The sequence below is a fragment of the Christiangramia echinicola DSM 19838 genome (assembly GCF_000423065.1).
Taxonomy (GTDB): Bacteria; Bacteroidota; Bacteroidia; order Flavobacteriales; family Flavobacteriaceae; genus Christiangramia; species Christiangramia echinicola.
Map to the genome: position 1 here is coordinate 226,986 of NZ_AUHG01000011.1, position 14,410 is coordinate 241,395.

The 14,410-nt window shown below is 37.8% G+C and carries 16 protein-coding genes; 5 read left to right on the top strand and 11 right to left on the bottom strand.

The genetic code is table 11. The features are described 5' to 3' along the window. The first annotated feature begins 2 nt into the window (after positions 1-2). Positions 3-2,291 (top strand): TonB-dependent receptor, encoded by a 2,289-nt coding sequence (locus G530_RS0106080; RefSeq protein WP_051199709.1) that lies wholly within the window; start codon positions 3-5, stop codon positions 2,289-2,291. Positions 2,292-2,365: 74 nt separating this feature from the next. On the opposite strand, the gene coaD is transcribed toward G530_RS0106080, so the two are convergent. Both coaD and G530_RS0106090 read right to left on the bottom strand, forming a co-directional pair. Continuing rightward, positions 2,366-2,821, bottom strand: a complete 456-nt coding sequence (gene coaD, locus G530_RS0106085) for a pantetheine-phosphate adenylyltransferase (RefSeq protein ID WP_026933686.1) — start codon at positions 2,819-2,821, stop codon at positions 2,366-2,368. Between the two features lie 47 nt (positions 2,822-2,868). Beyond that, complete coding sequence (locus G530_RS0106090) at positions 2,869-3,849, bottom strand: D-alanine--D-alanine ligase (RefSeq protein WP_026933687.1); 981 nt, start codon at positions 3,847-3,849, stop codon at positions 2,869-2,871. 101 nt (positions 3,850-3,950) lie between these two features. On the opposite strand from G530_RS0106090, the gene G530_RS0106095 reads away from it, so the two are divergent. The 4 genes from G530_RS0106095 to G530_RS0106110 all read left to right on the top strand — a co-directional run bounded on the left by G530_RS0106095 (position 3,951) and on the right by G530_RS0106110 (position 7,229). Further along, a complete protein-coding gene (locus G530_RS0106095; protein WP_026933688.1) occupies positions 3,951-4,574 on the top strand; it encodes a PASTA domain-containing protein in 624 nt (207 codons plus the stop codon). Further along, positions 4,564-5,622, top strand: coding sequence for an RluA family pseudouridine synthase (locus G530_RS0106100; RefSeq protein ID WP_026933689.1), 1,059 nt, complete (start codon positions 4,564-4,566; stop codon positions 5,620-5,622). Before G530_RS0106095 ends, G530_RS0106100 begins: the two co-directional genes overlap by 11 nt. Before the next feature lie 98 nt (positions 5,623-5,720). After that, complete coding sequence (gene yaaA, locus G530_RS0106105) at positions 5,721-6,482, top strand: peroxide stress protein YaaA (protein ID WP_026933690.1); 762 nt, start codon at positions 5,721-5,723, stop codon at positions 6,480-6,482. An 81-nt stretch (positions 6,483-6,563) separates the two neighbouring features. Next, a complete protein-coding gene (locus tag G530_RS0106110) occupies positions 6,564-7,229 on the top strand; it encodes a uracil-DNA glycosylase family protein (RefSeq protein WP_026933691.1) in 666 nt (221 codons plus the stop codon). 1 nt (position 7,230) lies between these two features. On the opposite strand, the gene G530_RS17470 is transcribed toward G530_RS0106110, so the two are convergent. The 9 genes from G530_RS17470 to G530_RS0106155 form a co-directional block, all read right to left on the bottom strand. Next, on the bottom strand, positions 7,231-7,365 hold the full coding sequence (locus tag G530_RS17470; protein ID WP_084519417.1) for a 30S ribosomal protein THX: 135 nt from the start codon (positions 7,363-7,365) through the stop codon (positions 7,231-7,233). 3 nt (positions 7,366-7,368) lie between these two features. Next, entirely contained in the window at positions 7,369-7,518 is a 150-nt protein-coding gene (locus tag G530_RS17695) for a hypothetical protein (RefSeq protein WP_169514033.1), read from the bottom strand. A 72-nt stretch (positions 7,519-7,590) separates the two neighbouring features. Continuing rightward, a complete protein-coding gene (gene trpA / locus G530_RS0106125) occupies positions 7,591-8,361 on the bottom strand; it encodes a tryptophan synthase subunit alpha (RefSeq protein WP_026933692.1) in 771 nt (256 codons plus the stop codon). 80 nt (positions 8,362-8,441) lie between these two features. Next, on the bottom strand, positions 8,442-9,623 hold the full coding sequence (gene trpB, locus G530_RS0106130; RefSeq protein ID WP_026933693.1) for a tryptophan synthase subunit beta: 1,182 nt from the start codon (positions 9,621-9,623) through the stop codon (positions 8,442-8,444). Between the two features lies 1 nt (position 9,624). Next, positions 9,625-10,338 (bottom strand): phosphoribosylanthranilate isomerase, encoded by a 714-nt coding sequence (locus tag G530_RS0106135; protein WP_084519418.1) that lies wholly within the window; start codon positions 10,336-10,338, stop codon positions 9,625-9,627. After that, positions 10,339-11,127 carry an indole-3-glycerol phosphate synthase TrpC gene (gene trpC, locus G530_RS0106140; protein WP_026933695.1) on the bottom strand — a complete coding sequence of 263 codons (789 nt, stop codon included), beginning with the start codon at positions 11,125-11,127 and terminating at the stop codon, positions 10,339-10,341. It abuts the gene before it with no gap. Further along, positions 11,127-12,128, bottom strand: a complete 1,002-nt coding sequence (trpD, locus tag G530_RS0106145) for an anthranilate phosphoribosyltransferase (protein ID WP_026933696.1) — start codon at positions 12,126-12,128, stop codon at positions 11,127-11,129. Before trpD ends, trpC begins: the two co-directional genes overlap by 1 nt. Before the next feature lie 107 nt (positions 12,129-12,235). Continuing rightward, entirely contained in the window at positions 12,236-12,868 is a 633-nt protein-coding gene (locus G530_RS0106150; RefSeq protein WP_026933697.1) for an anthranilate synthase component II, read from the bottom strand. 1 nt (position 12,869) lies between these two features. After that, positions 12,870-14,264 (bottom strand): anthranilate synthase component I family protein, encoded by a 1,395-nt coding sequence (locus G530_RS0106155; RefSeq protein ID WP_026933698.1) that lies wholly within the window; start codon positions 14,262-14,264, stop codon positions 12,870-12,872. Positions 14,265-14,410 lie beyond the last annotated feature (146 nt).

Consider the following 14,410-nt stretch of genomic DNA (forward strand, 5'->3'; position numbering starts at 1 on the left):
ATTTGAAGAAAATTATATTATTTCTTTTCGTAATTGTAACTATTACGAAATCAATCGCACAGGAATTTAGCGGAAGGGTACTGGATAGTAAATCAGGTGTACCTTTAAAGGGTGTCGAGATCAAAGATCTCAATTCTGGAGAAGCAATTAAGACCAATAAGAATGGGAATTTTACATTTATATCTGTAGCATTTCCCCTGGAACTTGAATTTTGTAAAACTGGTTTTCTCTGTTCTTTTTTGACTGTTGAGGAGAATCAGGTAGATATGAAAGTATATCTTCAAAAGGATATAGATCAGCTTTCTGAAGTTATTGTTAGAAGTTCTAATATTCCACAGGAAATCAGGAAGATTCCGGCTTCAGTAAGTCTTATTTCTGATAATGATCTTCAACGAACAGATAATTTTAATCTGGTCCAGAATTTCAATTATGTACCAGGTGTTTTTGTTGGTCAGGGTGCACTGAATACAAATAAGATCAATATCCGTGGAATTGGCTCCAGAGCCCAATACAGTACAAACAGGATCAAGGCTTATATAAATGGAATTCCGCTTACCACTGCTGAGGGTGAATTAACCCTGGATGATTTTGATCCAGAATATCTGGATAGAATTGAAATTTTTAAGGGCCCGGTTTCCTCCGCTTTTGGTGCAGGACTGGGAGGAGCCATTGGTTTATTTACAGATAAGCAAAGGCCGGAAGGTAGTTCTATCAAAGCCGGATTCAATTATGGTAGTTTTAATTCTAAAAAGATTAAAGCAAATTTCAACTATGTAAAAGATAGTCTTGATCTTTCATTTTATTATAATCAGATTGACAGTGACGGATATCGACAAAATGGAGAATATGACAGGATCTCTTTGCTCGGTTCTGCTGGTTTATTAAACAAGAGCGGGAATTACTGGAATTTCTTTTTTTCTTTTACCAATCTGAAAGCTTATATCCCGAGTTCACTAAATGAAGATGATCTTAAAACTGATCCTGAGAAAGCTGCTTTTACATGGAATGAGGCGGCGGGTTATGAATCTTACGATAAAAATATCTTCGGAATTTCCTACGAACATAACTTTTCAACTGATCTAAAAAATCAAACCTCGGTATTTTATAATTCCAGAGATGGTTATGAGCCAAGACCCTTCAATATTCTGGATGAGAATCGTAAAAGTTTTGGTGCCAGAGCAAAATTCAATTATCAAACCTCAATTTTCAACAAAATTTCAGAGTTAAGTTTTGGTGCGGAAACCATGCTCGAATTTTATGAAACAGGAACTTTTGAGAATTTATATGAAGAAAGTGCAGCAAGAAGAAGTGTCCAGGGGGATCGCCTGAGTCTGAATGAGCAGAACAGAAATTATATTAATTTATTTGCACAGTTGAATGCCGAAATAACTTCAAAATTATTACTGGAGGCGGGATTCAATTTTAATAGTACAGCTTATGATCTGCAAGATAAATTTGTTCAGGGCGACGTAGACCAGTCCGGAGATTATAGATTTGACCCTGTTTTATCACCAAGACTTGGATTAAGTTTTGAGGCTTTTCCGGGAAAGAATATTTATGCTTCGGCAAGTCATGGGTTTTCCACGCCTACGGTAGCCGAAACTTTAACTCCAGAAGGCCTCATCAATACAGATCTTCAAACCGAAACCGGCTGGAATTATGAAATTGGTTTTAAAGGGAATTGGTTAAGTAATAAACTTTATACGGAAGTAAATCTGTATTCAATTCAGATCAGAAATTTACTCGTAGCAAGAAGAGTAGGGCAGGATCAATATGTTGGAGTGAATGCTGGGAAAGCCGATCATAATGGAATTGAATTCTCTTCAGCTTATCAGACATATTTAAATGATGAATTTCAATTAAGATTATTTCTCAACTCAAATTTCAACTTTTTCAAGTTTGACAAATTTGTAGACCTGGGAGAAAATTATTCTGGAAATACTATTCCTGGAGTCCCAGAATATATGATCTCTCCAGGAGTAGAAACGATTTTTAAAAATTTGACTGCTAACGTCAATTTCCAGGCCTTCGGTGAAATGGCACTAAATGATGGTAATACTGGCTATACAGATCCTTATGAGTTGCTTAATCTGAAACTTAATTATAATTGGTCATTAAATCAGAATCTCAGGCTTCAATTTAATTTCGGGATAAATAATATTCTGGATGAAGAGTATGCGGCTAGTATAGTTCCTAATGCAGTTGGATTTGGAGGCTCAGCGCCACGTTATTATTACCCGGGAAATCCAAGGAATTTTTATACCGGAGTGATTTTTGATTTTGATTTTTAGAGACGTCATCCTGAACTTGTTTCAGGATCTAAACTTTGAGATTCCTCACTTTGTTCGGAATGACATTTTTAAGATTACTTTTTCCTAACCACATCAGGTACCATAAACTCATAATTTCCGCTGTGATGCATAACATCTCTAACTACAGTTGAAGAGATATGAGCCTTGCCCGAACTAGACAGGAGAAATACACTATCAATTCCAGACATTTTATAATTCGTCTGGCCAATAGCTTTTTCGAATTCCAGATCCTGCCCGTTCCTTAACCCACGCAGAATGAAACCGGCCTTCTTAGATTTACAAAAATCAACCGTTAGTCCTTTGTAGGTTTCAACCTTTATTTTTGGTTCATTCTTATAAGTTTCTTGCAAAAAATGAAGACGGTCTTCAAGACTGAACATATATTTCTTACTGGAATTAGTTCCAATAGCCAGAATGATCTCATCAAATAAAGGGAGAGCACGGTCAATAATATCTGTATGTCCTAAAGTAAGAGGATCGAATGATCCGGGAAAAACTGCTTTTTTCATCAGGCGGTTTTTGATAGGTTATGAATGGAAAAGATAATCAGAAATTATCACTTTTGGTTTAGAGCGGCTTCGATAGCACTGCCAAAAAGATCTTTCAGGCTTATTCCTGCCTTTTTTGCCTGTTGAGGTAAAATACTCGCCTGGCTTATTCCGGGGTTCGTATTCATCTCAATAAAGTGAGGTTCGCCTTCATGGAAAATAAATTCAGACCTCGAAAAACCTTTCATTTTTAATTTCTTGTAGATCATAACCGCAATATCCTGAACCTTTTGAGTGTCTTCCTCAGAAATTCTAGCCGGGGTGATCTCCTGGGATTTCCCAAGATACTTTGCAGCGTAGTCGAAGAATTCACCTTCAGGAACGATCTCTGTAACCGGTAGCGCAATGATCTCACCTTTATAAGTGATAACACCTACCGAAACTTCAGTTCCATCGAGGAAAGATTCAACAATAGCTTCATTATCTTCTGTAAAGGCAGTTTTTGCCGCATCTTCGATCTCGTCTTCCGTCTTCACTTTAGTAACTCCAAAACTGCTTCCGGCTCGATTAGCCTTTATAAAACAAGGTAGGCCAACTTTTTCAACAATTTCAGCAGTATTAATTTCTTCGTCCTTATTTAAAAAGTAATTGGTCGCTGCCTTAACTCCATAAGGTTTCAGTACACTTATAAGATCTCTTTTATTAAAAGTTAAAGCAGACTGGTAGTAATCACAGCTGGTTTGTGGAATTCCAATTAATTCAAGATAAGCCTGAAGTAGTCCGTTCTCGCCTGGAGTTCCGTGGATAGTATTAAAGACACAGTCAAATTTTATGACCTTGTCATTCATCTTCACCGTAAAATTGCTCTTATTAATAGGATAAGGAGTGTCATCTTCTGCCACTACGAACCATTCTCCTTTTAAAATATGAACGCGGTAGGGTTCATAAAGATCGCGGTTGAGGTGTTTATAAACAATATTTCCGCTGTTGATGGAAATGCGATATTCGCTGGAATATCCGCCCATTGCAATGGCAATTTTTTTCTTCATATTCAATATATCCGGTTAGATGTCGTTAAACAAAAATATCACTTAAAAGGGCAGTCACCAAAACCAAAGGGTTTTATATCTTTGCCCATTATCTAAAAACTATGGGATTATTTCGATTTATATTCAGCAAGACTTTTTTAATTCAATTGGTGCTTGCCGGTATTGTAATAGTGGTGCTTGCATTTCTAACGATGCAATGGCTTGATTATTCTACCAATCAGGACCAGAGAATTGAAGTGCCAGACCTGGCTAAGATGAATCTGGATAATGTGGAAGAGAGGCTGAACGAGATGGATCTGGATTTTGAGATCCTCGATTCTGCTAATTTCAATCCCGATTTTCCAAGGTATTCTGTGATAGATCAGGTGCCTGCTCCGGGTAAATTTGTAAAAGAAGATCGAAAGATCTACCTAACGCTTAATCCTTCAGGATATAGAAAGATTGAAGTTCCGAATAACCTTATTAGAAAGACAAGAAGGCAGGTGGAGCCGACTTTAAGATCTCTTGGATTCGAAATTGGAGAAATAAGTTATAAGCCAGATATTGCTGAAGATGCAGTTCTTGAACTTAGACACAAAGGAAAGCTGGTAGAGCCGGGGGAGAAGCTAATGAAAACTTCTAAAATAGACCTTGTTCTTGGGGATGGCAGCGGAAGATATAGAAATACAGAAGAAGATAGTCTTGATATAGAAGACGAAAACGAAAGCGAAGTAGATGAGTTCTAATAGAGACCAGAGAGAAGAGATAGAGAATGAAGAGGAGGACGAAAGTCTTTATGAACATCATAAATTTAAAGCTGAAGTAGGGCAGAAGCCCCTAAGAGTGGATAAATATTTGATGAATTTCATCGAGAACGCTACTCGGAATAAAATTCAGAAGGCTGCTAAAAGCGGGAATATCTATGTGAATGGAGAAACTGTAAAGCAGAATTATAAAGTAAAAGGTGGAGATACCATTCAGGTGATGTTCGAGCATCCGCCTTATGAGTACCTTTTGGTGCCAGAAGATATTCCGCTTGATATAGTTTATGAAGATGATGTGTTACTCGTAGTAAATAAAGCTGCGGGAATGGTGGTGCATCCGGGACATGGGAACTACAGCGGAACTTTGATAAATGCCCTGGTTCATCATTTTGATAATTTACCTAATAACAGTAGTGACCGGCCGGGATTAGTTCATCGAATAGACAAAGATACCAGCGGACTTCTTGTGATCGCCAAAACGGAAGAGGCGATGGCTCATCTTTCCAGGCAATTCTTTGATAAAACAAGTGAACGTGAATATGTTGCGATCGTTTGGGGGAATGTAGACGAAGAGGAAGGAACTATCGAAGGTAATATTGGTAGAAACCCAAAAAACCGACTTCAGAATATAGTTTATCTTGGGGATGATGCTGAAAATGGCAAACCTGCGGTTACTCATTATAAAGTTATTGAGCGTTTAGGTTATGTTACTTTGGTTGGCTGTAAATTGGAAACTGGAAGAACACACCAGATCAGGGTTCATATGAAGCATATTGGTCATACTCTTTTTAACGATGAACGTTATGGTGGTGACAGGATCCTGAAGGGAACAACTTTCACAAAATACAAGCAATTTGTAGATAATTGCTTTAAAATACTTCCAAGACAGGCATTACACGCTAAGACTTTAGGATTTGAACATCCTAAAACCGGTGAATGGATGAGCTTTAATTCTGATATTCCTCAGGACATGGTAAATTGTATAGAGAAATGGCGTGGTTATGCAAAGAATCAATTAGAAGATCTCTAGCATAAACGGCTTCTATATATTCATAAGAAACAAATTTCAGGGATTTTTTAGTTTTTGAACTGTTAGGTTATCTTTGATAGAAAATTAACTGAAAAGAAATGAAAATTGTTGTTTCGCCGGCGAAAACGCTGGATTATGAATCAAAACTACCCACTACCAGAGGCACCCAACCTGAATTTCTGGAAACGGCTTCCAAACTGAATCGTAAACTTTCCAGGCAAAGTAAAAAGAAGATCTCAGATCTTATGAGTATTAGCGATAAGCTGGCAGATCTTAACTACACCAGGTACCAGGAGTTTCAGGAAGAGCATGATAAAACAAATTCCCGTCCTGCCATGTACGCTTTCAACGGCGATGTTTATACAGGGCTAGATTCTTATACGATTCCAACAGATAAATTGGATAAAGTTCAGGATACTCTAAGGATTCTTTCGGGAATGTATGGTATTTTGAGACCGTTGGATCTAATTCAGCCTTATCGGCTTGAAATGGGAACTTCCATTGGAATAGATAGAAAAAAAGATCTTTACGGCGTCTGGCAAAGAAAAGTGACCGATTATCTTAATTCTGAATTGAAAGATGATGAGCTTTTCGTGAACCTGGCCAGCAACGAATACTTTAAAGCAGTTGATACTAAAAAACTGAAAGTTCCTGTGATCTCTCCTGTATTTAAGGATTTTAAGAACGGGAAATTAAAGATCATTAGTTTCTTTGCTAAAAAAGCTCGCGGTTCTATGGTACGCTATATTATTGATAATGATTGTAAAACTCTGGAAGATATAAAAGGCTTCGATTATGATGATTATCGCTATAGTGAAGAGCATACCGAAAATGAAAATGAACCAACATTTATTAGATAACAAAATCTGTCATCATGAACTCGATTCAGGGTCTTTAAGAAGCTGAGTCAAGTTCAGCTTGACGGGACAAAAATTAATCCTTTGGAACTTTTTCATCATAAACATCCATATGCGCCATTTATTCCTGACACAGCGACCAAGCTCGTTGTAGGTACGCTACCGCCTCCCAGATTTACTAAAAGAGAGTTCAAGGAAGATGATGTTGATTTTTGCTATGGTAGCCGTGATGGACAGCTCTGGACCATTTTAGATCGAATATTTGATCTTAATCTCAAATTTGAAAATACTCAGGAAGCCATAGATCAGCGGAAGAATTTTCTTCGGAATCGAGGAATTGGAATTTGCGATGTGGTGGAGAGCAGTAGAAGAGAGAAGATCGATGCTTCAGATATTGGCATGCAAAAAGTTGAATTGCGTGATATGATCGCTATTCTTAGAGAGAACCCTAAAGTTGAAACTCTTCTTTTTACTGGTGGAAACTCTAAAAACGGACCTGAATACTTCTTTAGAAAATATCTCAAGGAAAATCATCCTGAAATAAGAATGAAGGTAGTTTCAAATGAGTCGCCAAAAATTCATCAATTCGTACTTGATGGCAGATTGATCAAAACAGTTTCATTGATTGCGCCTTCAGGAGCGGCAAATATTGCTGTTGGTAGTTCGCAATTGTATAAAGACCTGAAAAAGAAAAACCCTGAATTCAATACTCTTGATTTCAGGGTTCTTCAGTATAAAGAATTTTTCTAGATTATCGCAATTCTTTCTTATCCTGGTCGGCCAGTGTGGTTGGCTTTATTTTAAACTTTTTACGTTTAGGCCTTAATTTACCACTGGTGCCAATGGCGATCTTTCCTCTTTTGGTTTTTTTATCACCTCTACCCATGAATTACTTTTTATTTTGTTGATCTTTTATAGTTTCTTCATCATAATCAACTTTGTTCGTTTTCTTATCACGATCGCCTAAATCCCCAGTTAGTGGATCATCTTTCCTGCGATCTTTCTTTCCTTTGTGTTTATCTTCAATTGGTCCACCCATAACTTTAAGTTTTTAAGATTTACTCTAAGATAACCAGAACTGAATTGAAAAGTTGCTAAAAGCCTGTTACAATTAGGTTAAAGCTTTAACATTTTGGACAAAACCTTTAATATTCGCTGTGCCATTTTCATTTAAATGTTTGATGAATGCACTTCCAATAATAGCCCCTTTTGCATATTGCGTAGCCTGATCGAAAGTTTCTTTATCTTTTATTCCGAAACCAACAATTTGCGGATTTTTTAGCTTCAGCTCATTTATTCTTTTGAAATAGGCTTTGGTGTTTTCGCCAAATCCGCTGGTAGAACCAGTAACGCTTGCGCTGCTAACCATATAAATAAAACCGTCTGAAACCGAATCAATAAACCTGATCCTGTCATTTGAAGTTTGCGGAGTGATCAAAAATATATTTATCAACCCATATTCTTCAAAAAGCTGTTTGTAATGCTCATGATATACATCTACCGGAAGGTCTGGAATTATGAGTCCGTCGATACCAGTTTCCTGACATTTCCTGCAAAAAGCTTCCACTCCATATTGAAGTATAGGGTTAAAATAACCCATTATTATCAGCGGGATTTCAACCTTATCTCGGATTCCCTCCAATTGCTGAAATAACTTTTCAGTAGTCATTCCATTTTTTAAAGCCCTGGTTGAACTTTCCTGGATAGTTGGGCCATCAGCTAAAGGATCACTAAAAGGTAACCCAATTTCAATAAAATCGACTCCATTCTTCTCCAGATCTACAATGATCTTTTCGGTGTCATTTATATCCGGATATCCCGCGGTAAAATATATAGAAAGCAGTTTTTGGTCTACCTGCAGTTTTTTATTTATTCTGTTCATTTTCAATATTTCTTTGAACCGTCATTCTGAACTTGTTTCAGAATCTCTTGAGACGCTGAAATAAATTCGGCGTGACAGGTTTATAGATTAAAATATTCGATATAGGTATTAAGGTCCTTATCACCACGACCGGATAGATTCACTATTACTATATCATCTTTCTCAAATTTTCTGGTCTCAAAAATAGCCAGGGCATGAGAGGTTTCTATTGCGGGAATAATTCCTTCCAGTTTTGCCAGTTCCAGGCCTGCTTTCATCGCATCTTCATCTGTAATACTAATGAATTCTCCACGGCCACTAGCATAAAGATTAGCATGCATTGGTCCCACGCCAGGATAATCTAACCCGGCAGAAATTGAATAAGGCTCGGTAATTTGTCCATCACCGGTTTGCATGAGCAAGGTCTTGCTTCCGTGGATAATTCCGGCCTTACCAAGGGCAGAGGTAGCTGCGCTCTCACCTGAATCTACTCCTTTTCCGGCTGCTTCCACCGCAATGATTCCAACATCGGGATTATCGAGATAATGATAGTAGGCTCCGGCAGCATTACTCCCGCCGCCTACACAGGCCACTACAAAATCTGGATCTTCCTTGCCTTCTTTTTCCTTCAGCTGATTTTTGATCTCCTCAGAGATCACCGCCTGGAATCGCGCTACCATATCTGGATAAGGATGAGGTCCCACTACAGAACCAATAATATAATGCGTATCCACCGGGTTATTAATCCAGTCTCGAATGGCTTCATTGGTCGCGTCCTTTAAGGTTCGGCTACCAGATTTTGCCGGAACAACGGTAGCTCCAAGCATTTTCATACGTGCAACATTTGGCGCCTGTCTGTCAATATCGATCTCGCCCATATAAACAATGCATTCCATTCCCATAAGTGCACAAACTGTTGCTGTAGCAACTCCATGCTGACCAGCACCAGTTTCAGCAATAATGCGTTTTTTGCCGAGTTTTTGCGCCATCAGGATCTGCCCTATGGTGTTATTTACCTTATGAGCGCCAGTATGACAAAGATCTTCCCTTTTCAGGTATACTTTCGTACCATATTTTTCACTGAATCTTTTTGCATAATAGAGCGGAGTAGGGCGTCCTACATATTCTTTTAGTAGCTCCTTGAATTCTTTCTGAAAGGATTCTTCTTTCATAATGTTCAGGTAGCGTGAACGCAATTCCTCAACATTGGGATATAACATTTCGGGAATATAGGCACCGCCAAATTCTCCATAATATCCTTTTTCATCAACCTGATAGCTCATTCTATGAATTTATATTGGTTTTGAAATCTTTCAATTCCTTTAATTTTTTTAATCCGGGTTTCAATTCAAATTTGCTGTTTACATCAACAGCATATAATAATCCCGGTTTGCCATTTCTGTGAAAATGACTTTTCAATTCGGCAATAGCTCGGCCATGTTCCGGTCCAATCCCTCCACTTAAGAAAAATGGAGTACTAGAGGGGTAATTTTTCAGGATCTGCCAGTCAAATTCAGTACCGTTGCCACCGCGAAGTTTTCCTTTGGTATCGAATAGAAAATAATCAACGATTCCCTCGAAAGGTTTAATTTGCTGAAAATCGAAATCATCGCCAACAGAAAAAACCTTAATGATCTCCGGAGTATTTCCTGATTTTTGAAGTTCTCCTTTTAGATCCTTAGCGTATCCGGCATCTTCTTCTCCATGTAACTGAATGGCATTGAGATTGTACTTTAGGACTTTCGCCTTAATTTCTTCAATTTCAGCATTGACAAAAACACCGGCCTTTTTTATTTCCGAAGATATTTCTGGTAGTTCACCGTCAAAATATCTTGGAGATTTTTCATAAAATATCAAGCCCATATAATCGGGTTGTAATTCAGCTACCTGAATCATATTTCCGGGTTGCTGCATACCGCAAACCTTAAGACTCAATCCAGAACTTTGTCCTGATGCCGAAGTAGTCAGGGCTTTTTCATTCATGTTCTCTTGATGCATTTATACCTTAGATTTTAATTCTGTGATAAATTCTTTCGCTGCAGCTCCGGGGTTATCGGTTTTCATGAAATTTTCACCAATAAGAAATCCTTCGTAACCATAATTCTTAAGTTCAGCTATCGCTGCAGTATTACTAATTCCACTTTCTGAAACTTTCACAACTCCATCAGGAATTAGCTTAGCTAATTTTTTCGAATTATCAATGCTTACCTCAAAGGTTTTGAGGTTTCGGTTATTCACCCCGATCATATCTGCATTTACCCTCAAAGACTTCTCCAATTCTTCTTCATTGTGAACTTCTAAAAGAACATCCATTCCCAGATATTTTGCTGCATCTGCAAGATAAATTAATTGTTCTTGCGTCAAAACCGAAGCAATAAGAAGAATAGCATCTGCACCGTAAGCTTTAGCTTCAGTGATCTGGTATTCATCTATCATAAATTCCTTTCTAAGTATCGGTATTTGAACTGAAGCTCTGGCATATAATAGATCTTCCAGGGAGCCACCAAAATATTTCCCATCTGTGAGGACTGAAATTCCTGAAGCTTCAGCATTTTCATAACCTTTAGCCACATCCTGAACATTTAAATTCTGGTTTATAACAGATTTTGAAGGAGATCTCCTTTTATGTTCAGTAATTATTCCTGAGCCGGTCTTTATACTTTCAGCCAGCGAAACACATTTCCGGTCGAATAACACTGAATTTTCCAGTTGAGATACCGGAATCAGCGATTTTTTTAATTCAATTTCCCTGAATTTATCTGCAATGATCTTATCGAGAATATTCATTAAATTCCGTTTTGACTTAATTCCTGTAATTTTTTAAAACTTTCAAACGCCTTTCCCGATTCAATTGATTCTTTAGCAGCATCGAAACCTTCCTGCGGACTCAAATTTCTTGAAGTTGCAATAGCCATTCCAGCATTTGCACAAACCACATTATTCTGCGCCTCTGTTCCGTTTCCTTTTAATATGTTGGTCAGGATTTCGGCAGAACTTTCTATAGAACCACCACCAGCAATTTCAGAAATTTTTAATTCTGAAACTCCAAAATCTGAAGGTTTTAAGATTCTTTCAGAAGTATTGCTAATGCTTTTAGTTTCACCAGTCAGCGAAATCTCATCGTAACCATCTAAAGCGTGCAAAATGGTATAATTCTTATCGGTATTCTGATATAGATAGGCGTACATTCTGGCTAACTCCAGACTAAAAACCCCAACCAGTTGATTTTTTGGAAAAGCCGGATTTACCATCGGGCCTAACATGTTAAAGAATGTTTTCACAGCAAGACTTTTTCTCACCGGAGCAACATTCTTCATCGCAGGGTGAAATAACGGGGCATGTAAAATGCAAATATTAGCCTGGTCTATACATTTTTCCAGAAATCCGGCATCGTTGCTGAATTTCATTCCCAGGTATTCCATCACATTCGAACTACCACTAACTGAAGAAACTCCGTAGTTTCCATGCTTGGCAACCTTCACGCCTGCTCCTGCAGTAACAAATGAAGAGGTAGTTGAAATATTGAAAGTATCCTTTCCGTCGCCACCGGTTCCACAAAGGTCTACCGCCTCATAGCCTGAAAGATCAACTTTAATACATAGTTCTAATAGCGCATCACGAAAACCTTCCAGCTCTTCGATGGTTATACTTCGCATCATATAAACGGTAAGAAAAGCCGCAATCTGCGTTTCGTTATATTTACCTTCAGAAATATTGAAAATAACCTGTTTAGCCTCCTCAGTACTTATGGTTTCATGGCTTATGAGCCTGTTTAGAAGTTCTTTCATAGATGTGATTTCTTCTCTGCGTCAAGCTGAAATTGGATAACTACGTATCTACAATTTCAGCTTCTCTAGAGATCCTGATATGAATTCAGGATGACGATTTTTTAAATTTATATTATTGGTTTTTCTGATGTAGAGGTTTCCTCTTTTTGGGTATTACCTGAATCAGCACCATTAACCCAGTTTCTTATCATCTTTTTGCCATCTGGAGTCAGCACAGATTCAGGATGAAATTGTACTCCACGAACATCATATTCAGTATGTCTTAAAGACATAATTTCACCCTTTTCATCGTAACTAGTAGCCTGTAAAACAGGTGGCAAATTCTTTTTTACGACCCAGGAGTGATACCTACCAACCTGTATTTCTTTATCAAGACCTGCAAATAAGTATTCATCATCCACGAATAATTCTATTTTGGTAGCAACACCATGATAGACTTCATCAAGATTTAAAAGGGTTCCACCAAAAACTTCTCCTATAGCCTGCATTCCTAAACAAACGCCAAGAATACTTTTGGTTGAGGCGTATTTTTCGATAATTGGCTTTAATAAGCCTGCTTCTTCAGGGATACCTGGGCCGGGTGATAATAATATTTTATCATAATCTGCAACATCATCAATATGAAGTTGATCATTACGTCTCACTACCACCTGGCAATCGAGTTCCTCCAGATAATGCACCAGATTATATACGAAAGAATCGTAATTATCTATAACCAGTATTTTCTTCTTCTCTTTCATTCTAGATTTCTTCAGCAATTTCAAGGGCTTTGGTCAAAGCACCTAATTTATTATATACTTCCTGTAATTCATTTTCAGGCTTGGATTCTGAAACGATTCCCGCGCCCGCCTGGTAATGCAACTCGTGGTTTTTACTTACAAAAGACCTGATGATAATAGCATGATTGAAGTTTCCTTCAAAATCCATAAATCCAATTGCCCCCCCATAAGCACTACGATTCACATTTTCGAACTTCTCGATCAATTTTAAAGCCATAGGTTTTGGAGCTCCACTGAGTGTTCCTGCTGGAAATGTATCTGCCACAATTTGGGGAGTGGGAACTTTCGAGTCAATTTTACCGGTAACCTTACTAACTAAATGGATCACATGAGAAAAGAATTGGATCTCCCTGTAATTTTCAACCTTTACATCGCTCCCGTTTCTACTCAGATCATTACGGGCCAGATCAACTAACATTACATGCTCTGCATTCTCTTTTTCATCTGCGGCAAGTTCCTTAGCTATTTCAGCATCTTTTTCATCATTTCCGGTCCTTTTAAATGTTCCTGCAATAGGATGAATTTCAGCTCTACCTTTATCCACGACTAATTGAGCTTCAGGAGAACTTCCGAAGATCTTAAAATTCCCATAGTCGAAATAGAACAGGTAAGGGGAGGGGTTTACATTACGTAAAGCCCGGTAAACATTAAATTCATCTCCCTTAAATTTCTGAGAAAACCTTCTGGAAAGTACCAATTGGAAAACATCGCCACGATGACAATGCTCTTTGGCGGCAGCTACAACAGCTCTGTATTCCTCATCGGTTAAATTAGATTCAGGTTCATTACTTCTACTGAAATTATAGGAAGCGAAATTCTTCACCTTCAATAATTGCTCGATTTCCTCAATCTTATTTTCAGATTCATAAGAATGGTCAAAAATATAGGCCTCATTCTTAAAATGATTTATGGCAATGATATTTTGATATACCGCGTAATAAATATCAGGGATCTGTAGATCTTTCTCTCTTCTGGTAACCTCCACGTCTTCAAAATATCTTACTGAATCATAAGCGATATAGCCGAAAAGTCCGTTGTTGATGAACTTAAATTCTGAAGAATCTGCCTTGAATTTCTGAGAAAAATTTTGAATCGCTTCAGGTACAGAAACAGATTTATCCACAGTCCTGGTTTTGACACTTCCGTCAGGAAAAGTCTCTGTTATCTGATCATTTTCAACCTTAAATGAAGCGATTGGATTGCAACAGATATAAGAGAAACTATTATCGCTGGCGTGATAATCACTACTTTCCAGGAGCAGACTATTGGGATATTTATCCCGAAGTTTAAGATAGATACTTACCGGAGTAATAGTATCTGCCAGGATCTTCTTGTATATTGTATTAAGTTCAAACATTGAATGTTGATTTTTAGCAATAAAAAAAGGCTTGTCGTGAGACAAGCCTTTGTAATTTCTATATAGGAAATAGCAGTTTAGCTCACGAGTTTTGACGTAAGTTATTCCACCACCAGTTATTTCTATTCATTTTTAACATGACTTCA